This is a genomic window from Roseateles flavus, from assembly GCF_039872765.1.
In the GTDB taxonomy this organism is placed as follows: domain Bacteria; phylum Pseudomonadota; class Gammaproteobacteria; order Burkholderiales; family Burkholderiaceae_C; genus Roseateles_B; species Roseateles_B flavus.
Window position 1 is genome coordinate 1,113,585 of the sequence record NZ_JBDPZC010000001.1, and the last position, 23,731, is coordinate 1,137,315.

Annotated in this window: 22 protein-coding genes; 16 read left to right on the forward strand and 6 right to left on the reverse strand. The window is 69.4% G+C overall.

The genetic code is table 11. The annotated features are described in order from the left end of the window. The 15 genes from epsF to ABDJ40_RS05060 all read left to right on the forward strand — a co-directional run bounded on the left by epsF (window position 1) and on the right by ABDJ40_RS05060 (window position 16,910). Complete coding sequence (epsF, locus tag ABDJ40_RS04990; protein WP_347606831.1) at window positions 1–1,422, forward strand: chain length determinant protein EpsF; 1,422 nt, start codon at window positions 1–3, stop codon at window positions 1,420–1,422. Further along, a complete protein-coding gene (locus ABDJ40_RS04995) occupies window positions 1,419–2,300 on the forward strand; it encodes a polysaccharide biosynthesis tyrosine autokinase (RefSeq protein ID WP_347606834.1) in 882 nt (293 codons plus the stop codon). Before epsF ends, ABDJ40_RS04995 begins: the two co-directional genes overlap by 4 nt. A gap of 13 nt (window positions 2,301–2,313) precedes the next feature. Further along, window positions 2,314–3,198: an exosortase B gene (gene xrtB, locus ABDJ40_RS05000; protein ID WP_347606837.1), complete on the forward strand. Its 885-nt coding sequence runs from the start codon at window positions 2,314–2,316 to the stop codon at window positions 3,196–3,198. After that, complete coding sequence (gene epsI, locus ABDJ40_RS05005) at window positions 3,195–3,881, forward strand: exosortase-associated protein EpsI, B-type (RefSeq protein WP_347606840.1); 687 nt, start codon at window positions 3,195–3,197, stop codon at window positions 3,879–3,881. The genes xrtB and epsI overlap by 4 nt, the downstream gene beginning before the upstream one ends. Window positions 3,882–3,913: 32 nt before the next feature. Beyond that, the gene (gmd, locus tag ABDJ40_RS05010; protein ID WP_347606843.1) at window positions 3,914–5,032 is read left to right on the forward strand and encodes a GDP-mannose 4,6-dehydratase; all 1,119 of its coding nucleotides are present in this window, start codon (window positions 3,914–3,916) and stop codon (window positions 5,030–5,032) included. After that, the gene (locus tag ABDJ40_RS05015) at window positions 5,025–5,993 is read left to right on the forward strand and encodes a GDP-L-fucose synthase family protein (RefSeq protein ID WP_430765595.1); all 969 of its coding nucleotides are present in this window, start codon (window positions 5,025–5,027) and stop codon (window positions 5,991–5,993) included. The genes gmd and ABDJ40_RS05015 overlap by 8 nt, the downstream gene beginning before the upstream one ends. 88 nt (window positions 5,994–6,081) lie before the next feature. Continuing rightward, window positions 6,082–7,593: an oligosaccharide flippase family protein gene (locus tag ABDJ40_RS05020; RefSeq protein WP_347606846.1), complete on the forward strand. Its 1,512-nt coding sequence runs from the start codon at window positions 6,082–6,084 to the stop codon at window positions 7,591–7,593. Then, window positions 7,590–8,669, forward strand: a complete 1,080-nt coding sequence (locus tag ABDJ40_RS05025) for a hypothetical protein (protein WP_347606849.1) — start codon at window positions 7,590–7,592, stop codon at window positions 8,667–8,669. The genes ABDJ40_RS05020 and ABDJ40_RS05025 overlap by 4 nt, the downstream gene beginning before the upstream one ends. Next, on the forward strand, window positions 8,666–9,922 hold the full coding sequence (locus ABDJ40_RS05030) for a glycosyltransferase family 4 protein (RefSeq protein WP_347606852.1): 1,257 nt from the start codon (window positions 8,666–8,668) through the stop codon (window positions 9,920–9,922). Before ABDJ40_RS05025 ends, ABDJ40_RS05030 begins: the two co-directional genes overlap by 4 nt. Before the next feature lie 83 nt (window positions 9,923–10,005). After that, window positions 10,006–11,355, forward strand: a complete 1,350-nt coding sequence (locus ABDJ40_RS05035; protein WP_347606855.1) for a hypothetical protein — start codon at window positions 10,006–10,008, stop codon at window positions 11,353–11,355. Further along, a complete protein-coding gene (locus tag ABDJ40_RS05040) occupies window positions 11,345–12,694 on the forward strand; it encodes a glycoside hydrolase 5 family protein (protein ID WP_347606858.1) in 1,350 nt (449 codons plus the stop codon). Before ABDJ40_RS05035 ends, ABDJ40_RS05040 begins: the two co-directional genes overlap by 11 nt. 38 nt (window positions 12,695–12,732) lie before the next feature. Next, a complete protein-coding gene (locus ABDJ40_RS05045) occupies window positions 12,733–13,587 on the forward strand; it encodes a glycosyltransferase family 2 protein (protein WP_347606861.1) in 855 nt (284 codons plus the stop codon). A gap of 4 nt (window positions 13,588–13,591) precedes the next feature. Further along, window positions 13,592–14,722 carry a glycosyltransferase family 4 protein gene (locus tag ABDJ40_RS05050; RefSeq protein WP_347606864.1) on the forward strand — a complete coding sequence of 377 codons (1,131 nt, stop codon included), beginning with the start codon at window positions 13,592–13,594 and terminating at the stop codon, window positions 14,720–14,722. Beyond that, entirely contained in the window at window positions 14,722–15,888 is a 1,167-nt protein-coding gene (locus tag ABDJ40_RS05055; protein WP_347606867.1) for a glycosyltransferase, read from the forward strand. Before ABDJ40_RS05050 ends, ABDJ40_RS05055 begins: the two co-directional genes overlap by 1 nt. Further along, window positions 15,885–16,910, forward strand: a complete 1,026-nt coding sequence (locus tag ABDJ40_RS05060) for a beta-1,6-N-acetylglucosaminyltransferase (RefSeq protein WP_347606870.1) — start codon at window positions 15,885–15,887, stop codon at window positions 16,908–16,910. Before ABDJ40_RS05055 ends, ABDJ40_RS05060 begins: the two co-directional genes overlap by 4 nt. 41 nt (window positions 16,911–16,951) lie before the next feature. Here the strand turns inward: ABDJ40_RS05060 and ABDJ40_RS05065 are convergent, their stop codons facing one another. Further along, a complete protein-coding gene (locus ABDJ40_RS05065) occupies window positions 16,952–17,773 on the reverse strand; it encodes a WecB/TagA/CpsF family glycosyltransferase (RefSeq protein WP_347606873.1) in 822 nt (273 codons plus the stop codon). A gap of 148 nt (window positions 17,774–17,921) precedes the next feature. Between ABDJ40_RS05065 and ABDJ40_RS05070 the strand changes: the two genes are divergently transcribed. Beyond that, entirely contained in the window at window positions 17,922–18,929 is a 1,008-nt protein-coding gene (locus tag ABDJ40_RS05070) for an NAD-dependent epimerase (protein WP_347606876.1), read from the forward strand. A gap of 84 nt (window positions 18,930–19,013) precedes the next feature. Here ABDJ40_RS05070 and wecB read toward each other — a convergent pair whose 3' ends face one another. The 5 genes from wecB to rfbB form a co-directional block, all read right to left on the reverse strand. After that, window positions 19,014–20,117 (reverse strand): non-hydrolyzing UDP-N-acetylglucosamine 2-epimerase, encoded by a 1,104-nt coding sequence (gene wecB, locus ABDJ40_RS05075; RefSeq protein WP_347606879.1) that lies wholly within the window; start codon window positions 20,115–20,117, stop codon window positions 19,014–19,016. A 111-nt stretch (window positions 20,118–20,228) separates the two neighbouring features. After that, window positions 20,229–20,777, reverse strand: coding sequence for a dTDP-4-dehydrorhamnose 3,5-epimerase (gene rfbC, locus ABDJ40_RS05080; RefSeq protein ID WP_269631533.1), 549 nt, complete (start codon window positions 20,775–20,777; stop codon window positions 20,229–20,231). After that, on the reverse strand, window positions 20,777–21,661 hold the full coding sequence (gene rfbA, locus ABDJ40_RS05085) for a glucose-1-phosphate thymidylyltransferase RfbA (protein WP_347606883.1): 885 nt from the start codon (window positions 21,659–21,661) through the stop codon (window positions 20,777–20,779). Before rfbA ends, rfbC begins: the two co-directional genes overlap by 1 nt. Before the next feature lie 82 nt (window positions 21,662–21,743). Continuing rightward, window positions 21,744–22,640 carry a dTDP-4-dehydrorhamnose reductase gene (rfbD, locus tag ABDJ40_RS05090; protein ID WP_347606886.1) on the reverse strand — a complete coding sequence of 299 codons (897 nt, stop codon included), beginning with the start codon at window positions 22,638–22,640 and terminating at the stop codon, window positions 21,744–21,746. Continuing rightward, window positions 22,637–23,698, reverse strand: coding sequence for a dTDP-glucose 4,6-dehydratase (rfbB, locus tag ABDJ40_RS05095; protein WP_347606889.1), 1,062 nt, complete (start codon window positions 23,696–23,698; stop codon window positions 22,637–22,639). Before rfbB ends, rfbD begins: the two co-directional genes overlap by 4 nt. Between the last annotated feature and the right edge of the window lie 33 nt (window positions 23,699–23,731).

Sequence of the window (23,731 nt, forward strand, 5' to 3'; positions counted from 1 at the left end):
GTGAACCTGACCCAGCTGATCCCCATCCTCCTCGCCCGCTGGCGCACGGCGCTCGCCGTCTTCGCGACGGTGGTGCTGGGGGTGCTGGTCGTGACCCTGGCCACGACCAGCAAGTACACGGCCACGGCGTCGGTGGTGGCTGATGTCAAGCCGGACCCGGTCTCGGCGATGCTGATGCAGAGCTCGATCACGCCGGCCTACATCGCGACCCAGGTCGATGTGATCCGCAGCGATCGCGTCGCCCAGCGCGTGGTGCGCAACGCCAAGCTGGCAGACGATCCCGAAGTGCGGGCCCGCTGGCTCAAGGCAACCCGGGGCGAAGGCAAGATCGACGCCTGGATGGCCGACTCCCTGCGGCCCGGCCTGGAAGTGAAGCCCTCGCTGCAGTCCAGCATCATCGAGGTGTCCTACAAGTCGCCGGATCCACGCTTCGCGGCCAATATGGCCAATGCCTTCGTGCAGGCCTATATCGAGGTGACGCTGGACCTCAAGGTCGACCCGGCCCGCCAGTACCGCAGCTTCTTCGACTCCCGGGCCAAGGAGGCCCGTGAACGCCTGGAAGAGGCCCAGGCCAAGCTCTCGGCCTTCCAGAAGGACAACGGCATCATCGCCACCGACGAGCGTCTGGACGTCGAGAACGCGCGCCTCAACGAGCTCTCCACCCAGCTGGTGACGCTGCAGGCGATCAGCGCCGAGTCCAGCAGCCGGCAGAACCAGGCGGCCACCTCGGGTGACCGCATCCAGGAAGTGCTGGTCAACCCCGTGATCGGGTCCCTGAAGTCGGACCTCAGCCGGGCCGAGGGCAAGCTGCAGGAGCTCAACGCACGCTACGGTGAGAACCACCCGCAGGTCGTCGAGGCCCGCGCCAATATCGCCGAGCTCAAGGCTCGGGTGGACGCCGAGGTCCGGCGCGTGACCGGCGGCGTGGGCGTGGCCGCCTCCATCAACCGCGCCCGGGAGGCCGATGTGCGCGCCTCGCTGGAGGCCCAGCGCGGCAAGCTGCTGCGCATGAAGGCGCTGCGCGACGAAGGCTCGGTGCTGCTGCGCGACGTCGAGAACGCCCAGCGTGCCTACGACGCGATCCAGACCCGGCTGACCCAGACCAGCCTGGAAAGCCAGACCACGCTGTCCAACGTCAATATCCTGACCCAGGCCGAGCCGCCGCTGACGCCGTCCTCGCCCAAGACCTACCTGAACTTGCTCATGGGCGTCTTCCTGGGCACTTTCATGGGGCTGCTCGCCGCCCTGGCCCATGAGCTGCTGGACCGCCGCCTGCGCAGCGTCCAGGACCTGGCCATGATCGCGGACCTGCCGGTGCTTGCGACCATCCCCGGCGCCGATGCTGGCCGCGGCTCCTCCGCCTGGCACCGCCTGCGCTGGCGCAGGCCCCGTCCCGTGGTCTCGAACAAGGCCTCCGCATGAACGACATCCCGAACGCCCAGGCACAGGGCCTGGCGCGCGAGCCGTCCATCGGCGCCCTGATCAGCCAGACGCGCAACCTCAGCGCCGAGCAGGTCGAGCAGGTGCTGGCCTATCAGCGCCAGCACGGCCTGCGCTTCGGTGATGCCGCCGTGCAGCTGGGCTTTGCCAGCACCGACGACGTGCTCTTCGCCCTGGCCCAGCAGTTCCAGTACCCGGTCGCATCGAACACCGGGCCGGCCCTGAGTCCGGAGCTGGTCAGCCTCAGCCAGCCTTTCGGCGCTCAGGCCGAGGCCTTCCGCGCTGCCCGCAGCCAGCTGCTGATGCGCCTGCAGCAGCAGGGGCGCGAGCCGCGCGCCCTGGCGGTGGTGAGCCCGGAGCCGGGCGATGGCAAGAGCTTCTTCTGCGCCAACCTGGCGGTGGCCCTGGCCCAGCTGGGGGGGCGCACCCTGCTGATCGATGCCGACATGCGCCATCCCCGCCAGCATCAGCTCTTCCTCCTGGAGGGGCAGGGCCGCTGCGAGGGTCTGGCCGATGTGCTCTCGGGGCGCGCGGGCCAGGGCGTGATCCGCCAAGTCGAGGGCGTGCCCAGCCTGTTCGTGCTGCCAGTGGGCACGCCGCCGCCCAATCCGCTGGAGCTGGTCGAGCGGCCGGCCTTCGGCCTGCTGCTGCGTGACCTCCTGGGCCGCTTCGACCATGTGCTGATTGACACCCCTGCGGCCAGCCTGGGTTCGGACAGCTTCGTGATCGCCGCCCGTGCCGGCGCCGCCGTCGTGCTGGCCCGCCGCCATCAATCGCGCATGGCGGCCCTTCAGGACCTGGTGGGCAGCTTCTCGCACAGCCCGGCAGAGATCCTGGGCGTCATCTTCAACGAGCACTGAAGGGCCGGGCCAGGTGAGTCCGGCTGAGGCCGCCCCCCGCAGCGCCTGGCAGGTCCTCGCGCAGCTGCCGCGGCCCCTGCGCCCGCTGCTGGCCTGGCTGCTGCTGGGCTGGGTGCTGCTGTTCGGGCGCAGCTACTGGGACCTCTTCCACGGCCTGTGGACCAGCGACGAACAGGGCCATGGCCCCATGATCCTCGCCGTGGGCCTGTGGCTGCTGGCCCGCCGCCTGCTGTCCCTGCGCGAGGCGCAGGGCACGGCCTGGGGCCTGCCGCCCCTGGCGCTGGGCCTGGCGGTCTATCTGCTGGGGCGCTCGCAGTCGATCTGGACCCTGGAGATCGGCGCACAGCCCCTGGTGCTGGCCGGCCTGGTGCTGCTCTTCCTGGGCTGGCGCGGCCTGCGCCTGGCCGCCTTCCCGCTCTTCTTCCTGCTCTTCATGATTCCCTGGCCGGGCGACTGGACCGCAGCGCTGACCACGCCGCTGAAGATCGCCGTCTCCGGCGTGGCGAGCCAGCTGCTGTACTGGGCGGGCTATCCGGTCGGCCAGTCCGGTGTGGTACTGACCGTCGGGCCCTACCAGCTGATGGTGGCCGATGCCTGCGCCGGCCTCAACTCGCTCTTCACCCTCGAGGCCCTGGGCCTGCTGTACATGAACGTCATGCAGCACACGGCGGTGTGGCGCAACACGGCGCTGGCCCTGCTGGTCGTGCCCATCTCCTTCGCCGCCAACGTGCTGCGCGTGCTGGTGCTGGTGCTGGTGACCTATCACTTCGGTGACGCGGCCGGGCAGGGCTTCATCCACGGCTTCGCGGGCCTGCTGCTGATGCTGGCCGCCCTGCTGCTGATCATGGCGGTGGACGGCCTGCTGGGCCGCCTGGCGCGCTGGCGGGGCTGGTCATGAGGGCTGCACGCCGCGCCCTGCTGCTGGCCGCCGCCATGGGCGGCACCGGCCTGCTGGCCGAGCGCCTGCGGCCGCAACGCTTCCTGGCCGACGAACAGGCGCGGCTGCCCCTGGCCGGGCTGATGCCCGATCACTTCGGATCATGGACCCGCGACCCCAGCGTCGCCCCCCTGCTGCCCAATCCGCAGCAGCAGCAGGTCCTCGCCGACACCTACGACGAAGTGCTGGCCCTGAGCTTCCGCAACGCCGCCCGTCAGCTGGTCATGCTGAGCCTGGCCTACGGCCGCAACCAGCACAAGGGCATGCTGGTCCATCGCCCCGAGATCTGCTACCCGGCCCAGGGCTTCCGGCTCGAGCAGGACGTCGTCGACGCCACCGTGGCCCTGGACGACGGCCCGCTGCCGCTCAAGCGCCTGGTGGCCAGCCAGGGCCGGCGCCACGAGCCCATCAGCTACTGGGTGGTGGTGGGCGACACGCTGACGGCCTTTGGCTACCCGCACCGCTGGGTGGCGCTGCGCTACGGCCTGCAGGGCCTGATCCCGGACGGCGTGCTGGTGCGCGTGTCCTCCCTGAACACCGACAATGCGGAGGGCTTTGCGCTGCAGGCCGCCTTCATCCGCGAATGGGCACGGGCGCTGAGCCCCGCCGCCCGGCTGCGCCTGCTGGGCCGCGGCCATGGTTGAACCTTCCTGAACGCAGCTGTGGGGATGCACGCATGAGCATGAAGAAAGCGCTGATCACCGGCGTCACGGGCCAGGACGGGGCCTATCTGGCCGAGCTGCTGCTGGGCAAGGGCTACGAGGTGCATGGCATCAAGCGCCGGGCCTCGTCCTTCAACACCGACCGTATCGACCACCTCTACCAGGACCCGCACGTCGACAACCAGCGCTTCGTCCTGCACTACGGCGACCTGACCGACAGCAGCAACCTCATCCGCATCATCCAGCAGGTGCAGCCGGACGAGATCTACAACCTCGCCGCCATGAGCCATGTCGCGGTGAGCTTCGAGATGCCCGAGTACACGGCCAATGCCGACGGCCTGGGCACCCTGCGACTGCTCGAGGCCATCCGCATGCTGGGCCTGGAGAAGAAGACCCGCTTCTACCAGGCCTCCACCTCCGAGCTCTACGGCCTGGTGCAGGAGACGCCGCAGCGCGAGAGCACGCCCTTCTACCCGCGCAGCCCTTATGCGGTGGCCAAGCTCTACGCCTACTGGATCACCGTCAACTACCGCGAGGCCTACGGGCTGCACGCCAGCAACGGCATCCTCTTCAACCATGAGAGCCCGGTGCGGGGCGAGACCTTCGTGACCCGCAAGATCACCCGCGCCCTGGCGCGAATCGCGCTGGGCCTGCAGGACTGCGTCTACCTGGGCAATCTCTCCGCCCAGCGCGACTGGGGCCATGCCCGCGACTATGTGGAGGCCATGTGGCGCATGCTGCAGCAGCCCCGGGGGGACGACTACGTCATCGCCACCGGGCAGCAGCACAGCGTGCGCGAGTTCATCGCGCTGGCCGCGGCGGAGCTGGGCCTGACCCTGGCTTTCGAGGGGCAAGGCGTGGACGAGGTGGCACGCGTGGTGGCCGTCAGCGGCACGCAGTCACGCTGCCAGGTGGGCGAGGTGATCGTGCGCGTGGACCCACGCTACTTCCGGCCGACGGAGGTGGAGACCCTGCTGGGCGACGCCTCCAAGGCCCGCGAGCAGCTGGGCTGGCAGGCCACCACCTCGCTGGCGGACCTGGTGCGCGAGATGATGGCCGCCGACTACAGCGCCGCCCAGCGCGACGAGCTGGTCAAGAGCGCGGGCTATCCGGCTTACGATGCCCATGAATGATCCCCAGCCGGAGCCGCCCGTGAACAGCATGCCCAGCGACGCACGCATCTTCGTCACCGGCCACCGCGGCATGGTGGGTTCGGCCCTGGTGCGGCGCCTGCAGGCGCGGGGCTACACGCAGATCCTCACCCGCAGCCGCGCCGAGCTCGACCTGCTGGACCAGGCGGCGGTGTACCGCTATCTGGTCGAGCACCGGCCGGACTACGTCTTCATCGCCGCGGCCAAGGTGGGCGGCATCCTGGCCAATGACACCGAGCGCGCCGACTTCCTCTTCCAGAACCTGCAGATCGAGCTGAACCTGATCCACGGCGCCCACCGGGCCGGCGTGCAGCGCCTGTTGTTCCTGGGCTCCAGCTGCATCTACCCGCGCGACTGCCCCCAGCCCATCCGCGAGGAGGCCCTGCTGAGCGGCCCGCTGGAGCCCACCAACGAGCCCTACGCCATCGCCAAGATCGCGGGCGTCAAGCTGGCCGAGAGCTACAGCCGCCAGCACGGCCGCCAGTACATCAGCGTGATGCCCACCAACCTCTACGGCCCGGGCGACAACTACGACCTGCAGACCAGCCACGTGCTGCCCGCCCTGATCCGCAAGGCCCATGAGGCGAAGCAGCGCGGGGATGTGTCGATAACGGTCTGGGGGAGTGGCACACCCCGGCGCGAGTTCCTCCACGTCGACGACCTGGCCGAGGCCTGCGTGCTGCTGATGGAGACGGGCTACGACGGCCCCTTGCTCAACGTTGGCTGCGGCCAGGACCTCAGCATCCGCGAGCTGGCGCAGACCGTGGCCGCGGTGGTGGGCTTCGAGGGCGAGCTGGTGTTCGACACCAGCAAGCCGGATGGGACCCCGAGAAAGCTGCTGGACGTGAGCCGGATCTCGCGGCTGGGCTGGCGGGCCCGCACCGGGCTGGCCCAGGGCATCGCCAGTGCCTATCAGGACTACCTGGGCAGGCCGGCCCGATGAGCCTGTGCAAGAGCGGCGTGACCGACCGCGCCTCGATGGTCTGGTGCCGCCCTCAAGACCGGCAGGCGCTGGACCTGGGGCGGACCCATTGAAGCCAGCACCGATGCAGGAGGGCGAGCTGGGCCGCCGTGCGGCCAGGGCGCTCTGGTGGAGCTATGGCGGTGCAGCCCTGCGCGCGCTGGCCACCCTGCTGGTGCAGCTGCTGCTGGCGCGCCTGCTGGGCCCGGAGGCCTTCGGCCAGGCGGCGGCCGCCTTCATCGTCCTGGCCCTGGGGTGGATGCTGGCCGAGGGGGGCTTCGGGGCCGCGCTGATCCAGAAGCCGGTCCTGAGCGAGGCGGACGTCTCCCATGCCCTGGGCTGGGTGCTGCTGCTGTCCGGGACGGCAGGCCTGGGGGTGATGCTGAGCGCGCCCTGGCTGGCCCGCTGGCTGGGCTCCGGCGCACTGGCCCCGCTGCTGGTCGCTGCCGGTGCATTGATCCCGGTGCAGGCCCTGTCCAACATCCCGGTGTCCCTGATGCGACGCGATCTCGATGCCAAGCGCGCGCAGCTGATCTACCTGGGCGGCTATGTCTTCGCCTATGCCCTGGTCGGCCTGCCGCTGGCCTGGTGGGGCGCCGGCGCCTGGACCCTGGTCATCGCCTTCGGGCTGCACAGCCTGGTCAATATGGTGGGCAGCTATGCCGTGGTCCGGCACACGCTGCGGCCACGGCTGGCCGGTGATCCGGCCCTCCGGCGCTTCGGCCTGCAGGTGGTGGGCACCTCGGTGGCGAACTGGGCGCTCGAGAACCTGGACCGGGTCCTGGTCAACCGGCTGTGGGGCGCGGCCGCCCTGGGGCAGTACAGCGCGGCGTTCACGCTGTCGAGGTCGCCTGCGGCCTTCCTCGTGGGCTCGCTGCAGAACGTGGCCTTCGCCGCGGCCTCCCGCGTCCAGGACGACCTCCAGCGCCTGGGGCGCTCGTACCTGGCGACCGTGAACCTCCTGGCCCTGCTCAGCTGGCCGGCCTTTGCCCTGATGGCCTGTCACGCGGATACCCTCGTGCACCTGCTGTACGGCACCCGGTGGCAGGGGACGGAGCCCCTGTTCGCCGCCTTCTGCGCAGGCCTTCCCTTCTTCGTGCTCATGGCGGTCAGCGGCCCGCTGCTGTGGGCCCTGGACGCAGTCCGGCAGGACCTGACGGTACAGCTCGCCGGCGGGCTGCTGCTCTTCGCGGGCTTCCTGTGCTTCAGGGCCTATCCCCTGAAGCACGTGGTCTGGCTCGTCCCGGTCGTCTACCTGCTTCGCGCTCTGTGGTTCCAGCGCTTGCTGGGGCGGCGACTGCAACTGCAGACCGGCGCCATGATGCAGGCCCTGCGCGGCGGCCTGCTGCTGGTGCTGATGGCGGCTGTGCTGTCGCTGGGCCTGCGGTCATGGATGACGGCCCTGCCTGCGATGGGAGCGTCGGCAGCGCTGAGCCTGGTGCTGGCCCTGGCCATGCTGCGCCAATGGCCGGCGCTGCTGCTGGGCCCTGCACTGATGGAGGCGATGCAGGCCGGTGCCCCGGCATCGGCAGCCTCGCGCCGCCTGTGCGCCTTCATCGGCCTGGAGTCCCGGGAATCATGAGTCATTTCAGATACTGCCTGCCCGAGGTGGCGGGCCGCGGGGCCGGCCTGGGCAACGAGATGATCCCCTGGGCACGCGCCTTCCTGGCCGCGCAGCTGCTGGGCGCGCGCGCGCTGGCCCCGGCCTTCGGGCTCAACAGGCGCCGCTACTGGCGGCACTTCGGCAGCTCGCGCCTGGATTGGCTGGGCCATCGCGCACTCAAGGCGGCATTGCCGGTCGTGGCGTTCACGGAATCGGACTACCTCAGGCACGGCGGCGGCGATGTGGTCAGCGCCTTGCGCGGCTTTGCCAGGGAACAGTCGCTGATGACCCGCAAGGCCTTCGTGCTGAGCACGGGCGGGATGTGGGGCGGCATGCAGCACATCGAGGCCGCGCGCGGGCACATGGCCAGCCTCCTCTACCAGAGCCGTTTCGCCGCCGGCAATCTGCTCAGGCTGCGCGAGCGCCTGGACCCCGGCCGGCTGACGGTCGGCCTGCACGTGCGCCAGGGCGACTTCGAGCCGGCCCGAGACCCAGCGGCCTACCGCGGGCAGTTCAACGTGGCGCTGCCCCTGGCCTGGTACCGGCGCGTGGCGGCGTCCATCCATCAGCAGCTTGAGGGCGCCGTGCAGTTCCTCATCGTCTCCGACGCCAGGCCGGAGCAACTGCAGGACCTCAGCCGCGGACTGCCCTGCGTGTTCTCCGGGGACCTGCCCGACTCGGACTGCTCCGACCTCCTGGCCCTGGCCGAGGCGGATCTGCTGGTCTGCTCCATCTCTTCCTACAGCGTCTGGGCGGCCTTTCTCTCTCGGGCGCCCTACCTCTGGTACGGGCCCAATCTGCATGAGCACCCGGAAGGCTTTCTGTCGATCTGGGGCCACGAGCCCGGGCAGGAGGCCGAGCCCGGTGGCACCTTCCGCGCCTTGCAGGCCTGCCAGGGCGTGGGCCGCCTGCCCCGGCGCTGCTTCGCCATCGCTGACGACGGGCAGGTGACCGCGCAAGCACTGGACCTGGCCTGGCAGCTCAAGGGCAGGGCAGAGACCGATCTCATCCGCTACGGCGTCATTCCGGCCGCTTCAGGGAGGGAGGCCGGATGAGCCCTTTGCATGTCGGCGTCTGCGGGCCCGTCGCCGGGCAGGACATCGCGGCACTCATGGGCATGGAGCCGCAGGCGCTGCCCCGGGGCTACGAGGGCGCGCCGCTGCTGGTGACGCTCATCGAGGGCCTGCTGGCCCGGGGGCATCGCGTGAGCGTGTTCACGCTCAGCAACGACCTGTCGTTCGCCGCCGGAGCCGTCAAGGTCGCGTCTCGCCTGCATCCGGGCCTGGCGCTGCACTTCTGCCCCCTGCGTCGGCATGCCTGGCGGCCCTGCGAAGGGCGGCCGGGGCGCATCCTCGACCTGTACCGCCACGAGCGACGAGCCCTGGTCGAGGCGATGCGTCAGGCCGCGCCTGCCGTGATTCACGCGCACTGGGCCTATGAGTTCGCCTGGGCTGCCCTGGACACGGGCATTCCCACGGTCGTGACTTGCCATGATTCGCCGCTCCTGGTCGCCCGGATGAATGTCCTGGCGAAGCCCACCATCAGCCTTTACCGAGGACTGCGGGTGCTCATGGCCTGGCAGGTGCTCCGGCGGGCGCGCTGGGTCACGGCGGTGTCGCCCTACCTTGCGGCGGCACTGGAGGGCATGAGCCCGCGGCCTCTGCAGGTCATTCCCAACCCCGTGGACGGCCGTTCACTCGTGCTGGGCCGGGACCGCCAGCTGGGACAGGAGCTGCGCATTGCCTTGGTGAGCAACGGCTTTGACCGGCGCAAGAATCCGAAGAAAGCCCTGCTGGCCTTTGCGAGGCTCTGGACCAGCAGGCCACAGGCCCGCCTGCATCTGTTCGGACGCGGTTTCGAGGCGGATGGCGAGGCTGCGGCTTGGTGCCGTTCGAGACGGGACCTGGCCGACTGCCTGCCTGCCATGAGCTTCCATGGCCCGCTGGGCCATGCGGAGCTGCTGGAGCGCCTGGCCGCCTGCGACCTGCTGATCCATCCTGCACTGGAGGAAACCTTCGGCATGGTCCTGGCGGAAGCGATGGCCCTGGGGCTCCCCGTGGTGGCCGGCCGGCACAGCGGTGCCGTGCCCTGGGTCGTGGGCGAGGACGCCTGCCTGTGCGATGTGAGGGACCCCGGCGCCATTGCCAGCGCCGCGTTGGAGGTCCTGGTGCCCGAGCGCTACGCAGCGCTTTCCATGCAGTTGCGCCGGACCGTGCGGGAGCGCTTCGGTCTGGATGCTGTGATCAGCTCCTACGGGCAGGTCTACCATGCCGCACGGAAAGGCGAGCGTGAATCGCGCGGCGCTTGAATGGGAATGACGCCAGGATGAAAGCCAGGCATGCGATCGAGAACTGACGGCAGGCGGCCACGCGCTGCTGCCAAGGAGTGTTGATGGAGTGGGTGGTCTATTTGCTGCTGGCGTTGCCCTTGCTCGTATCGGCGGGACTGGCCGTGCTGCTGGTCCTGTTGCTGCTCGCCTGCCATGCCAGTGTGCTGGCGGGCATGTGGCTGGTCGCTGCCACCTCGCTGTTGCAGACGGTCACGGGGAATGCGCCGGTCCTGCACCTGGGGCTCGCCCTTTTTCCCGGGGACCTGATGAGCCTGGTCCTGGCGCCGGTGGCGGCCCTGCGCCTGCTCCAGCAGTCGCACCGGTGCCGGGGCGCCTGGGGCTGGTGGGTGTTCTCGGCCGCCGTGTTCGTCAGCCTGGGCACGGGCTTGCTGAGCTTCGGCACGACGGCGGGCGTCCAGGCCAGGGACTATGTGCACTTCGTGCTGGTCGGGACCTATCTGCTGAGCTTCGAGTACGACGAGCAGCTGGTCGCGCGCCTGTGCAGGGTGCTGGGCGGCCTGGTGCTGGCCCTGGTGCTGCTGACCTTCTACCGATGGATCGTCTACTACACCCCCATTCCCAGCCTGTTGCCGCCGGGCGGGGTCTACAACATCGACGGGGCCATGCGTGTCGTCTGGTCCAACGATGCCCTGCTGATGGGCCTCGTACTGATAGGCCTGACCTTCTTCACTGAGCTTACCGCGCCCGCCAGGAGGCCCTGGGTCTCGGTGATGGTGCTGCTGGCGATGGTCTTGCTGCTGCAGCATCGCTCGGTCTGGATGGCCGTGCTGGTCGGTGCGACGGGGCCCCTGATCGCCGGGGGGCAGGCCAGTGCGGCCATGAAGCGCCTGGCCCTGTTCGCCGGCGTATTCCTGCTGATCCTCGCGCCGGTCTTCCTTTCGGAACGCAGTGCCGGCCTGGCCTCCGAGCTTCAGTCGCGGACCAGCAGTGCACTGTCTGCGCAGGGGAGCGCCTCTGACCGGCTGCAGGGCTGGACCGCGATGATGACGAAATGGGCCCAAGGGGGGCCGCAGGTCCTCGCGCTGGGCAACAGCTTCGGGACCCCCAACACCCGCTTCATCGTCAGCAGCGAAGGCGAAATGAGAAAGGTCGATTACTTTGCACACAATATGTACGTGCAAACCCTCTTCAACACCGGACTGGCTGGCATCTCAGGTTTTCTCGCCCTGCTGTGGACCTTGCTTGCCGGCCTTCGCAAGGAGGCTGCCGATCCGCGGCTGGCAGCGGAGTGCAGGATGCTTTTCGTCTTCGTCCTGATGATCGCCGTCTACCTGATTCCCTACGGGGTGCACCATGTGCAAGGCCTGGTCATCGGTGCCGGCATCCTCTGCGCCCGCGCTGCCGAGCGGCAGACCCTGCCGGGCCGGAGGGGCGCTCGCCATGCGGGCTAGTTCAATGCTGCGCCGGCTGTCGCTGCTGCTCACCCTGGCCCTGTCGGGTGCGCAGCCGGCCGTGGGCGACGATGTCTTTCGTGGCGTCACCGGGGACGTCAAGCCGGCCATCAGCCCGGACTTCTTTGGCATCCACATCCACCGGCTGGCCGGCACGCCGATCGGCGAACCTGGCGTCACGCCATGGCCAAATCTGCCCTTCGGGCACATCCGCTTCTGGGACGCCGGCGTGGCCTGGCTGGACCTGAACGCCGTGCAGGGGCATTGGGACTTCAGGCGCATGGACGTCTATGTGGACACGGCTGAAAGGCGACAGGCCGACATCTTGTATCCCCTGGCCCTGACGCCCGCCTGGGCATCCCGCCGTCCTGCTGAGCCTTGCCCCTACGGCCATGGCTGTGCCGCCGAGCCAGCGGACCTGCAGTGGTGGCGGGACTACGTGAGCGCAGTGGCCCGGCGCTATGGCAGTCGCATCAAAGCCTTCGAACTGTGGAACGAGCCGAACTTCTCGAACATCGCCCGGGACCGGGGCAGGCCGGGCTTCTATACCGGGTCCGTCGAGCACATGGTCGAGATGGCGCGCATCGCGAGGGAGGTCCTCGATGAGCTGAACCCGAGCGCGCTGCTCTGCACGCCGGGCTTCGTGAACGGGCCGGACCGCCTGGAGTTGTTCTTGGCCGCCGGTGGTCGCCGATACGTGCAGGCGGTCTGCTATCACTTCTATGCCGAGAACGTGCGCTTCATGGCCCGCGAGCTCAAGGCGGTGCGATCCATCATGGCGCGTCAGGGCGTCGGCACGCTGCCGCTCTGGAATACCGAGACCGGGGTGGAGTTGCTGCGACCGGGCGATCCCCCCTCCGGCCTGGCGAGTGCCAGCACGGAGGAGGTCGCCGCCAGGGCTGCGCAATTGCTCATCTTCGGCGCGGCGGCCGGCCTGGACCGCTTCTACTACTACGCCTGGGACAACGAGCGCAGCGGCGTCTTCAATGCGGACCGAAGCGGGCGGCCTCTTTGGCGCGCACTGGTGGGCGCGCAGGAGTGGCTGATCGGCACCGAGCCAGGATCCTGCCAGGACCTCGCCGTCTTCGGCACCGACATCGTGGCCTGCCGAGGCAGCCGAGGCGGGGAGTCCTTCCTGTGGGTCTGGTCCGATGGGCCGAAGGCGGTAGCGATGAGCATCGAGACCATCTTGAGAAAGGCTGGCGTGAAGGCCGGCACGCGGGTGAAGAGTGTGCAGGCTCTCCTGGATGGCGAGGCCAGACCCTCGCCTCAGGAGGTGGCCGCGGGTACTCTCCGGATCGGGCGCGTTCCGGTGCGCCTGGCCTGGGTGGCGCCATGAATGCCAGGCCTGCAACGGGGGCGCTCATTTGCGTCGTGATGACCTGCTACAACCGACGCGCCCAGACCCTGGCCTGCCTGGAGACACTGGCGGTCAACCGGCAGGCGCTGAGTGCGATGGGCCTGTCGCTGAGCGGCGTGCTGGTCGATGACGGCAGCACCGACGGCACGGCCGAGGCGGTGGAGGGCGCTCACCCCTGGATCCAGGTCATCCGTGCGCCGGGAGACCTGTACTGGTGCCGCGGCATGCATCTGGCCCAGCAGCAGCCGCGGGCCAGAGAGGCTGACTTCCAGCTCTGGCTCAATGACGACGTGCTGCTGAAGCCGGGCGCGCTGCAGGCGCTGCTGTCCTGCGAGGCGCAGCTCCGTGCGGCGGACAGCGGGCAAGCGGCGCTGATCATCGTCGGCGCGACGCAGGACGCCCTCACCGGCCGCAGGAGCTATGGCGGAGAGAGGCAGAGCACCGGCTGGGCGAAGACGCGCTTCATCGGCCTGGAGCCCGGCGAGCAGCCGCTTCGCTGCGATTCCATGAATGGCAATATCGTGCTGGTCAACAAGGCCGCGGCCGAACGCGTGGGCGACCTGGACCCCGTGTTCGAGCACGCCATGGGCGACACCGACTACGCCTTGCGTGCCCGCCGACTGGGTGTGCCGGTCTGGCTGGCGCCGGGCTTTCTGGGGACCTGCTCGGACAATCCCGCGCAGGGTGGCTACCGTGACGAAGGCCTGCCCTGGCGTCGGCGCTGGCAGCTGATGATGCAGCGAAAGGGCCTGCCCTGGCGGTCCTGGCTGCACTTCACTCGCCGCCACATGGGCTGGAGCTGGCCGCTCTACTTTGCGTGGCCTTACGCCAGGTTGTGCCTGCAGCTGTTCCGCCGTCGACGCCATGGATGATCCAGTGACTCGAGCCCAGGCAAGCGAGCCGGCAGGGGAGCGCGCGCCGCGCGTGGTGGTGCTCACCAACACGCCCGTGCCCTACCGCTCACCCATGTATGCCGAGGTCCTGCGCCAGCACCGCATGGAGCTGCACCTGGTCTATTGCACCGGGGCCTACATCGACAAGACCCAGGACGAGTCGCAGCAACCCTATGCCGTGCACTACCTGGGGGGCAGGTATCTGGCCTGGGACAAGCGCTTCCTCCACGCCGATGCCGGCATCTGGACGCTGCTGGACGGCCTCAGGCCGGATGTCCTGGTGACGACAGGCTATGTGCCGACCTACCTGCTGGCCTTCGCCTGGGCGCGCTGGCACCGGGTGCGGCATGTCGCGATGACCGACGGCACGCTGCGGCAGGAGGCGTCGCTGACCTGGCTGCACCGCCTGCTGCGCCGCTGGGTGCTGCGCCGCTCGGCGGCCTGCATCGGCGCCAGCCGCGGCTCACTGCAGATCTTCGAGGCTTTCGGCGTGCCGCCGTCCCAGTGCTTTGTCGCCGGGCTCTGCGTGGACAACGCCCGCTTCGCCCACGAGTCCGACAGAACGACGGATCTCCTCTACTCGTCACGCCTCGTCCCGCACAAGAACCCGGTCTTCGCCCTGCAAGTGGCCGAGCGCACGGCCCGCCTGCTGGGGCGGCGGGTGAGCCTGGACGTGCTGGGGGAGGGCGAGCTCCTGCCTGAGCTGCAAAGGCAGGCGGGCGTGCTGGCCGAGTGGGTCGAGGTCCGCTTCCTGGGTTACCGGCCGCAGGCGGAACTGCCGCGGCACTACGGGCAGGCCCGCCTGTTTCTCTTCCCGACGAGCTGGGAGCCCTGGGGCCTGGTGGCCAACGAAGCCTGCGCGGCGGGACTGCCGGTACTCATCGGTGAAGCCGCGGGATCCGCGAATGAGCTGGTCATCGACGGCGAGAACGGCTGCGTCCTGCCGCTCGACGCGGATCTGTGGGCCAGTCACTGTGCCCGGCTGCTCACCGACGCGGCCCTTTGGGCGCGCTGCTCGCGACGCAGCCGGGAGCTCGTGGGGGGCTGGAGCTTCCAGCGTGCGGCGGCGGGATTCTGCGCCGCCATCGACCGGGCCATGATGGGGCGCGCGTGATGTCCAGTGCCGGTTCTCTGCAGCGCGTCCTGCTCGTTCATAACGCCTACCAGCAGCGTGGCGGCGAGGACGCCGTCGTCGAGAGCGAGCTGGCCCTGCTGCGGCAGCACGGTCATGAGGTCCAGACCTACTTCCGGCACAACGACGAGGTGCGGGGACAGTCGCCGGCTGGACTGGCGCTGCAGGCCGTCTGGTCGCGCAGGACGGTGCAGGACTTGTCCTCGCTGATCCAGCGCGACCGCCCCGACGTGATCCATGTGCACAACACCCTGCCCCTGGTCTCGCCCGCCGTCTTCTGGGTCGCGCACCGGCATCGCATTCCGGTGGTCATGACCTTGCACAACTTCCGCCTGCTGTGTCCCCAGGCCATGCTGCTCCGCGAAGGGCGGGTCTGCGAGGACTGCGTGGGGCGCTCGCCGTGGCCGGCCGTGGTGCACGGGTGCTATCGAGGCAGCAGGGCGCAGACCGCGGTGGTCAGCGCGATGTTGGGCGTGCACCGCGCCCTGGGAACCTGGCAGCGCAGGGTGAGCCGCTACATCGCCCTGAATGAATTTGCCCGCCAGAAGTACATCGAGGGCGGCCTGCCGGCAGAGCGCATCGTGCTGAAGCCCAATTTCGTCGACCTGCCCAGGCCGCCGGAGCTTGAGCGCTCCGGCGTGCTCTTCGTCGGCCGGCTGTCGGAAGAGAAGGGGGTGCGCACGCTGATCGAGGCGGCACAGGCCCTGCCGCCCGGGCTGCTGGTCACGGTCGTGGGCGACGGCCCCTTGCGGCCCCTCGTCGAGGCCCATCCCCGCCTGCGCTACCTCGGGCCGCAGGCGCCGGACGCGGTGCAGGCGCAGATGGCGGCTGCACAGCTCCTGCTGGTGCCCAGCATCTGGTTCGAGAACTTTCCGCGCACCATCGTCGAGGCTTTCGCCTGCGGCCTGCCCGTCATTGCCAGCCGTCTGGGGGCTTTGCCGGAGCTGGTCGAGCCGGGCTCCACCGGTGACCTGGTCGAGCCTGGCGATGGCCAGGCGCTGGCGGCCTGCATCCAGCGTCATCTGGCCCATGCCGGGGCGCTGGCCCAGATGGGGCGCCAGGCCCGGCGGCACTACGAGCTGCACTGGTCGGCCAGCCGCAACTATGAGACGCTGATCCGCATCTACGAGAGCCTGGACGTGGCATGAGCAGCCCCTCTTGCGCAAGACCTGACCCCCTGCCAGCTGCGCAGGCTCCGCGGGACAGGAACATCGCCTTCCTGATCCTCTGCCACACGGACGCCCCGCATGTGCGCCGGCTGGCTCTGCGCCTGGCGGGCATGGGGTCCGACTGCGCGGTGTTCGTGCATGTGGATGCGAAGTCTGCGGAGCGGGTGGCCATCGGGCAGGCCCTGGAGGGCATCGCGGGCGTGCGGCAGGTGGATCCGCTGCCCGTCTGGTGGGGCGGCTTCAGCGCCGTGAAGGCGACCTGCCGGCTGCTGGAAGCGGCTCGCCAGGCCGGGCCCTTCAGGCGCTACGTGCTGCTGCAGGGGGCGGACTACCCCATCAAGCCCGACGCCCAGATCCGTGCCTTCTTCGAGCAGCATGCCGCCACGGAGTTCATCCGGGCCGGGAACGTCAGCACCGCCACCTCTCTTGAGGCCTATGCCAAGGCACGGTACGTGCTGTTCTATGACCGCCCCCGCCTGCTCAAGAAGATCTGGAACAAGCTCACCCGGGTGCTGGACCTCCGGATCAGGGCTCCGCGCTTCACGGTGGGCACGGAGTCCTGGGACTTCCACTGGGGCTGCGCGCAATGGGCCTTGACCGATGCCTGCGTCCGGCACCTGCTGGAGCGCAGCGGCGACCCCGCCCTGCAAGCCGTGTTCCGCCATGTGTTTCCTGCGGACGAGGTCTACTTCCATACGCTGGTCTTCAATTCGGGCTTTGCCGCGAACACCACGCGCCGTTGCGCGGAAAGCGCGCAGGGACGGACGCTGACCGACTTCCTGAACCTCGTCTACTTCGAGTACCCGGACCGGGTCCGTGTCTTTGAGCACGCCGCGCTGGCACTGCTGCTCGAACGCTCCGAGCTGTTCGCTCGAAAGATGAACACGGCGCAGTCCTCCTCGCTGCTCGAGGCCCTGGACGCCCTGCATGCGAGCGGCTCGGCGTGCCCCGCAGCCGACGAGCTCCTGCGCGCCTCCGCGCCGGCCTCCGGCGGCCGCTGACAGGTCCTGGGCGAACGCCGGGAGCTTGGTGGCGCCCTGCTTCAGTCGGGGTCGACGGGCCTGGGCTTGCTGGCACCCGGGCGCTGCGGGCGCCAGCTGGCCCTCAGGCAATACAGGAGGAACAGGCTGTTTCCCACCAGATACCGCCGCCACAGCCGCCGCGGCTCCTGCCCCAGCCTGAACAGCCACTCCAGCCCGCGGCGCTGCATCCACTGCGGGGCGGTCTTCTGCAGGCCGCCGATCAGGGCGAAGGCATAGCCCACGCCCAGGCACACGGCCTGGAGATGAGGCCGGTGGGCCTGCATCCAGAACTCCTGCTTGGGGCAGCCCAGGCCCACGAAGACCAGGGCGGCACCCGAGGCATTGATGCGGGCGACAAGTGCCGGGTCGAGCGCAGGCTGCTGCGGCAGCAGGGGAGGGGACTCCCGCCCCACCAGGCGCAGCGCCGGGAAGCGGGTCTGGAGCGCGGTCGCCATGGCCTCCAGCTCTTCGGGTGAGCCACCGAAGAGGTAGACGCCCAGCCCTTGATGCGCGGCCTCGCGGCACAAGTCCACCGTGAGGCCGGGCCCGGTGACGCGCTCCAGCTGCAGGCCCTCGAAGCGGCGCAACGCCCACACCAGGGGCATGCCGTCGGTGAGGACCAGGTCGGCCTCCTGCATCAGCCGGGCCAGCGCGGGCCGCCGTTTGGCCTGGGTGAGCATGTCGACATTGGCCGCGCAGATGGTGCCGCCCCGGCCGGAGCGGGCCAGCTCAAGGGTGCGGTCGACCACCGCCTGCCGGGTGCCGGCATGGAGCCGGATACCGAACAGCTGCGTCTCCTGCAGCGGCGCAATGCTGGACGGGGATGGGGGGGTGTCGAGCATGGAGGGGCAGCGGGGCGGGCGTTTACCCACGATTGGGTGGATTGTGCCGCCAAAATCCGCCGGTCCTTTCGCAGACAATGCGGACCATTCGTCCCTGCGCGGACCCCGGTGTCGGGGCCGGCAGGGGCTGGTTGCTATCGGAGTGGAAATGAAAGTCTTGGTCACCGGCGCTGCCGGCTTCATCGGCATGCATGTCAGCCAGATCCTGCTCGCCCGTGGCGACGAAGTCCTGGGTCTGGACAACCTGAACGACTATTACGACCCGCAGCTCAAGCGTGACCGGCTGGCCCGCCTGCAGGGCCGTCCGGGCTTCCGCTTCGTCCAGATGTCGGTGGAGGACCGGGACGGCATGGCCCGCCTCTTCGCCGAGGAGAAGTTCGACCGCGTCGTGCACCTGGCCGCGCAGGCCGGCGTGCGCTACTCGCTGCAGAACCCGCACGCTTACATCGACAGCAACATCGTCGGCTTCATGAACATCCTGGAAGGCTGCCGCCACAGCGGCGTGCAGCACCTGGCCTATGCCTCCAGCTCCAGCGTGTACGGCGGCAATGTGCGCATGCCCTTCTCGGAGCACCATGGGGTGGATCACCCGGTGAGCCTGTACGCGGCCACCAAGAAGGCCAACGAGCTGATGGCCCACACCTACAGCCACCTCTACCGCCTGCCCACCACGGGCCTGCGCTTCTTCACGGTCTACGGCCCCTGGGGCCGGCCGGACATGGCGCTGTTCCTCTTCACCAAGGCCATCCTGGAAGGCCGGCCCATCGACGTGTTCAACCACGGTCAGATGGTCCGCGACTTCACCTACATCGACGACATCGCCGAAGGCGTGGTGCGTGTGCTGGACCGCCCGGCCACGGCGGACGAGGGCTACGACCCGATGACGGCCGACCCGGCCCGCTCGGACGCGCCTTACCGCGTCTTCAACATCGGCAACCACGATCCCGTGAAGCTGATGGACTTCATCCAGGCCATCGAACAGGCCGTGGGCCGCGAGGCCCAGAAGAACTTCATGCCGCTGCAGGACGGCGATGTGCCGGCCACGCATGCGGACGTCGAGGAACTCGCCGCCTGGACCGGCTTCAAGCCCGCCATGCCGGTGCCCCAGGGCGTGGCCAACTTCGTGGCCTGGTACCGCGACTACTTCAAGGTCTGAGCACGCAGCGGCCCCGGTTCCTCGGGGCGCACCAATGAAAAGGGCCGCGCACTGCGCGGCCCTTGTGTCTTTGGCGTGGCTCGCTCAGAGCAGCTTCTCGGCCAGGATGGCCACGATGCGCTCGGCGGCCTTGCCGTCCCACAGGGCCGGGCGGCGGCCGCGCTTGCCGCCGTGGCGGATGGCGTCCAGGGCCAGGGGGATGATCTTCGCGGGATCAGTGCCGGCCAGCACATTGCTGCCTTCGTCGACCGTGACCGGACGCTCGGTGTTCTCGCGCATGGTGATGCAGGGCACGCCCAGCGCGGTGGTCTCTTCCTGCAGGCCGCCGCTGTCGGTCAGCACGACCACGGCGTCCTTCCACAGGTGCAGGAAGGACATGTAGGCCTGCGGGCCCATCAGCGTCACGTTGCGGCCCAGGTCCACGCCGAATTTCTCGATGTTGGCGCGGGTGCGGGGGTGCACCGGGAAGATCAGGGGCAGCTCCTCGGACACGGTTCGCAGCACGGTGGCGATGCGCTCCAGGGCCTCGGCGCTGTCGACGTTGGAGGGGCGGTGCAGGGTCACCACGCCGTAGCGCGGATGGGCCTTCTTGTAGGCATCGGTCTCCAGGCCCGAGGTGTCCATGGTCTTGAGCTTTTCGGCCTGGAACAGCACGTTGTCGACCATCACATGGCCGACGTCGTAGACGATGGACAGGTCCTTGCCCTCGCGCTTGAGGTGCTCGTAGCCGCTGGGCTCGGTGACGAAGAACCAGTCGGAGATGGCGTCCGTCACCAGACGGTTGATCTCCTCGGGCATGGTCATGTCCCCGCTGCGCAGGCCGGCCTCCACATGGGCCACGGGCACGCAGGCCTTCTTGGCGACGACGGAGCAGGCCAGCGTCGAGTTGACGTCACCCACCACCAGGCAGGCGGCGGGCTTCTCGGCGTTCACGAGGTCCTCGTAGGCCTGCATGATCTTGCCGGTCTGGGCGGCATGGCTGCCTCCGCCGCAGCCCAGGCGCACGTCGGGCTGGGGGATGCCCAGTTCCTCGAAGAAGACATCGTTCATGTCCCGGTCGTAGTGCTGGCCGGTGTGCACGATCTTCCAGGCCAGCCGGCCGTCCGCCTGCAGGGCACGGACGATGGGCGCGATCTTCATGAAGTTGGGACGCGCGCCGGCGACAAGATGGATGCAGGGTTTGGACATGGGAAGCGGGCCTGATCTTGAGATGGCCGCATTCTAGGTGTCACCCCGGGGGCTGTCGGCCCGCGCGGCCCGCCGGCCCCGCAGTCGAGGGGCCGCCCGGGCAAGGTGTCATCAGAAGTAAGGCGCGTCTTGCAGGCGGGGCGCCCGGGCGTCCTTGTCGGCCAGCTGGGGCGTGAGGCCCTCCAGGGGCCACTCGATGCCCACCGTCGGGTCGTTCCAGGCCAGCGCGCCCTCGGCCTGGGGGGCGTAGTAGTTCGTGGTCTTGTAGAGGAAGTCGGCGCTCTCGCTGAGCACCAGGAAGCCGTGGGCGAAGCCGGGCGGGATCCAGAGCTGGCGGTGGTTGTCCGCGCTCAGCTCGTAGCCTTCCCATTGGCCGAAGCGGGGGCTGTCGCGGCGCATGTCCACCGCCACGTCGAAGACGCGGCCGCTGACCACGCGCACCAGCTTGCCCTGGGCATGCGGCGGCAATTGGAAGTGCATGCCGCGCAGCACGCCGCGGCCGGAGCGGGAGTGGTTGTCCTGCACGAAACGGACTTCGCTGCCGACGGCCTGGTCGAAGGCTTGCTGGTTCCAGCTCTCCGTGAAGAAGCCGCGCGCGTCGCCGAAGACACGGGGCTCGATCAACAGCACCTCAGGGAGGCGGGTGGGGGTCACTTTCATCAATAGCTCTTCTCTTTCAGCAGGCGCAGCAGGTACTGCCCGTAGCCGTTCTTCACCATGGGCTGGGCCAGCCGCTCCAGCTGCCCGGCATCGATCCAACCGTTGCGCAAGGCCACCTCCTCGGGACAGGCGACCTTGAGACCCTGGCGCTTCTCCAGGGTCGCGATGAACTGGCTGGCGTCCAGCAGGCTGTCATGCGTGCCGGTGTCCAGCCAGGCGTAGCCGCGGCCCATGATCTCGACGTGCAGCTGGTCCTGGCGCAGGTACTGGGCGTTGACGTCGGTGATCTCGAGCTCGCCGCGCGCGCTGGGGCGGATGCCGGCCGCGATGTCGCAGACCTGCTCGTCGTAGAAGTACAGGCCCGTGACCGCGTAATTGCTCTTGGGCTGGCGCGGCTTTTCCTCGATGGACAGGGCCTGGCGCTGCGCGTCGAACTCGACCACGCCATAGCGCTCCGGGTCGGTCACGTGGTAGGCGAAGACGGTGGCGCCCTGCTTGCGGTTCGAGGCCTCGCCCAGCAGGCCCTGGAAGTCATGGCCGTAGAAGATGTTGTCCCCCAGCACCAGGGCCGAGGGCGCGCCGTCGATGAAGGACTTGCCCAGCAGAAAGGCCTGGGCCAGGCCGTCGGGGCTGGGCTGCACGCAGTACTGCAGGTTCAGGCCCCAGCGCGAGCCGTCGCCCAGCAGGGCCTCGAAGCGGGGGAGGTCCTGGGGGGTGCTGATCAGCAGGATGTCCCGCATGCCCGCCAGCATCAGGGTGCTGAGCGGGTAGTAGACCATGGGCTTGTCATAGACCGGCAGCAGCTGCTTGCTCATGGCCAGCGTGGCCGGGTGCAGCCGGGTGCCGGACCCGCCAGCGAGGATGATGCCTTTGCGATTCTTCATGGCTTGGAAGCTCCTTCCCTGCGAAGCATGCCGCGGCGCGCGGGCCCTGCTCGGCGATGAAACAAGGGATTTGCGGCTGTCTTCAGAGACCGCGCTCGCCCAGCACCTCGTCCAGCATGCGCCGCACCCCGTCTTGCCAGGGGGGCTGGCGCAGGCCGAACTGCGCGCAGAGCTTGCGGCAGTCCAGGCGCGAGTTCAAGGGGCGGCGGGCGGGCGTGGGGTAGGCGGTGGTCGGGATGGCCTCCACGTCCTGCGGCCGGACCTTGAGGACCTGGCCCAGGGCCTGCGCCTGCTCCAGCACCAGGCGCGCATAGCCGTGCCAGCTGGTCTCGCCGCCGGCCGTGGCGTGGTAGAGGCCCTGCCGGCCGGGGTCGGCCAGGGTGGCACGCAGGGCCTGCACACTGAGGTCGGCCAGCAGCTCGGCGCCGGTGGGGGCGCCGATCTGGTCGGCGATCACGCGCAGCTGCTCGCGCTCCCGGGCCAGCTTCACCATGGTCTTGGCGAAGTTGCCGCCGCGGGCCGCATGGACCCAGGAGGTGCGCAGGATGAGGTGGGTGCAGCCGCTGGCCTGGATGGCCTGCTCGCCCTCGAGCTTGGTCTGGCCGTAGACGCTCAGCGGGCCGGTCGCGGCCGATTCGTCGCGGGGTCGGTCGCCGCTGCCATCGAAAACGTAGTCGGTGCTGTAGTGCAGCAGCAGGGCCTGCCGCTCGCGGGCCACACGGGCCAGGCGGGCGACGGACTCGGTATTGACGAGCCGTGCCAGCGCAGGCTCGCTCTCGGCCTTGTCGACGGCGGTGTAGGCGGCGGCATTGACGATGGCGTCCGGTGCGAGGGCGCGGGCCAGGGCCTCGAGGCGCTCGGGCTCGGCGAGGTCCGCGCCTTGCGCACGGCCCGGCGCGAGCACCTCGCCCAGCGGCGCCAGCGCGCGCTGCAGCTCCCAGCCCAGCTGTCCGGAAGCACCCAGGAGCAGGATCTTCATGCGCGGCCGTACTGCTGCTGCACCCAGTCGCGGTAGGCGCCGGACTGCACGCGCTGCACCCACTCGGGGTGGTCCAGGTACCACTGCACGGTCTTGCGGATGCCGGTGGCGAAGGTCTCCGCGGGGCGCCAGCCCAGCTCGCGCTCGATCTTGCGGGCGTCGATGGCATAGCGGCGGTCGTGACCGGGGCGGTCCTTCACGTAGGTGATCAGGCGGCTGTAGGGGCCGGCGGCGTCGGGGCGCAGCTCGTCCAGCAGGGCGCACACCGTCTTCACGATGTCGATGTTGGCCATCTCGTTCCAGCCGCCGATGTTGTAGGTCTCGCCCACGCGGCCGCCGGCCAGCACGGCACGGATGGCCGAGGCGTGGTCGCGCACATAGAGCCAGTCGCGGATCTGCTGGCCGTCGCCGTAGACGGGCAGGGGCTTGCCCGCCAGCGCGTTGACGATCATCAGCGGGATCAGCTTCTCGGGAAAGTGATAGGGCCCGTAGTTGTTCGAGCAGTTGGTGGTGAGCACCGGCAGGCCGTAGGTGTGGTGCCAGGCGCGCACGAGGTGGTCGCTCGCGGCCTTGGAGGCCGAGTAGGGGCTGTTGGGCTCGTAGGGGTTCGTCTCGGCGAAGGCGGGGTCCTCGGCCTTCAGCGAGCCGTAGACCTCGTCGGTGGAGACATGGTGGAAGCGGAAGGACTCCCGCTCCCCCGGGGTCAGGCCTTGCCAGTGCTGGCGGGCGGCCTCCAGCAGCGTGTAGGTGCCCTCGATATTGGTCTTGATGAAGGCGCCGGGACCGCTGATGGAACGGTCCACGTGGCTCTCGGCCGCGAAGTGGATCAGCGCGCGCGGCCGGTGCTCGGCCAGCAGGCGGTCCAGCAGGGGGCGGTCGCCGATGTCGCCCTGCACGAAGACGTGACGGGCATCGTCCTTCAGCGCGGCCAGGTTCTCCAGATTGCCCGCATAGGTGAGGGCGTCCAGGTTGAGCACCGTCTCGTCCGACTGGGCCAGCCAGTCCAGGATGAAGTTGCTGCCGATGAAGCCGGCGCCGCCGGTGACCAGGATTGTCATTGCTGTGCTTGCGTCTGAAGGGCTGCCCGGCGG

What these genes read in the sequence shown, in the direction of transcription:
- ABDJ40_RS04995 (WP_347606834.1), top strand. Translation starts at nt 1,419, where the DNA reads ATGAACGACATCCCGAACGCCCAGGCACAGGGCCTGGCGCGCGAGCCG.
- epsI (WP_347606840.1), top strand. Translation starts at nt 3,195, where the DNA reads ATGAGGGCTGCACGCCGCGCCCTGCTGCTGGCCGCCGCCATGGGCGGC.
- gmd (WP_347606843.1), top strand. Translation starts at nt 3,914, where the DNA reads ATGAGCATGAAGAAAGCGCTGATCACCGGCGTCACGGGCCAGGACGGG.
- ABDJ40_RS05015 (WP_430765595.1), top strand. Translation starts at nt 5,025, where the DNA reads ATGAATGATCCCCAGCCGGAGCCGCCCGTGAACAGCATGCCCAGCGAC.
- ABDJ40_RS05025 (WP_347606849.1), top strand. Translation starts at nt 7,590, where the DNA reads ATGAGTCATTTCAGATACTGCCTGCCCGAGGTGGCGGGCCGCGGGGCC.
- ABDJ40_RS05030 (WP_347606852.1), top strand. Translation starts at nt 8,666, where the DNA reads ATGAGCCCTTTGCATGTCGGCGTCTGCGGGCCCGTCGCCGGGCAGGAC.
- ABDJ40_RS05035 (WP_347606855.1), top strand. Translation starts at nt 10,006, where the DNA reads ATGGAGTGGGTGGTCTATTTGCTGCTGGCGTTGCCCTTGCTCGTATCG.
- ABDJ40_RS05040 (WP_347606858.1), top strand. Translation starts at nt 11,345, where the DNA reads ATGCGGGCTAGTTCAATGCTGCGCCGGCTGTCGCTGCTGCTCACCCTG.
- ABDJ40_RS05045 (WP_347606861.1), top strand. Translation starts at nt 12,733, where the DNA reads ATGACCTGCTACAACCGACGCGCCCAGACCCTGGCCTGCCTGGAGACA.
- ABDJ40_RS05055 (WP_347606867.1), top strand. Translation starts at nt 14,722, where the DNA reads ATGTCCAGTGCCGGTTCTCTGCAGCGCGTCCTGCTCGTTCATAACGCC.
- ABDJ40_RS05060 (WP_347606870.1), top strand. Translation starts at nt 15,885, where the DNA reads ATGAGCAGCCCCTCTTGCGCAAGACCTGACCCCCTGCCAGCTGCGCAG.
- ABDJ40_RS05065 (WP_347606873.1), bottom strand. Translation starts at nt 17,773, where the DNA reads ATGCTCGACACCCCCCCATCCCCGTCCAGCATTGCGCCGCTGCAGGAG.
- ABDJ40_RS05070 (WP_347606876.1), top strand. Translation starts at nt 17,922, where the DNA reads ATGAAAGTCTTGGTCACCGGCGCTGCCGGCTTCATCGGCATGCATGTC.
- wecB (WP_347606879.1), bottom strand. Translation starts at nt 20,117, where the DNA reads ATGTCCAAACCCTGCATCCATCTTGTCGCCGGCGCGCGTCCCAACTTC.
- rfbC (WP_269631533.1), bottom strand. Translation starts at nt 20,777, where the DNA reads ATGAAAGTGACCCCCACCCGCCTCCCTGAGGTGCTGTTGATCGAGCCC.
- rfbA (WP_347606883.1), bottom strand. Translation starts at nt 21,661, where the DNA reads ATGAAGAATCGCAAAGGCATCATCCTCGCTGGCGGGTCCGGCACCCGG.
- rfbD (WP_347606886.1), bottom strand. Translation starts at nt 22,640, where the DNA reads ATGAAGATCCTGCTCCTGGGTGCTTCCGGACAGCTGGGCTGGGAGCTG.
- rfbB (WP_347606889.1), bottom strand. Translation starts at nt 23,698, where the DNA reads ATGACAATCCTGGTCACCGGCGGCGCCGGCTTCATCGGCAGCAACTTC.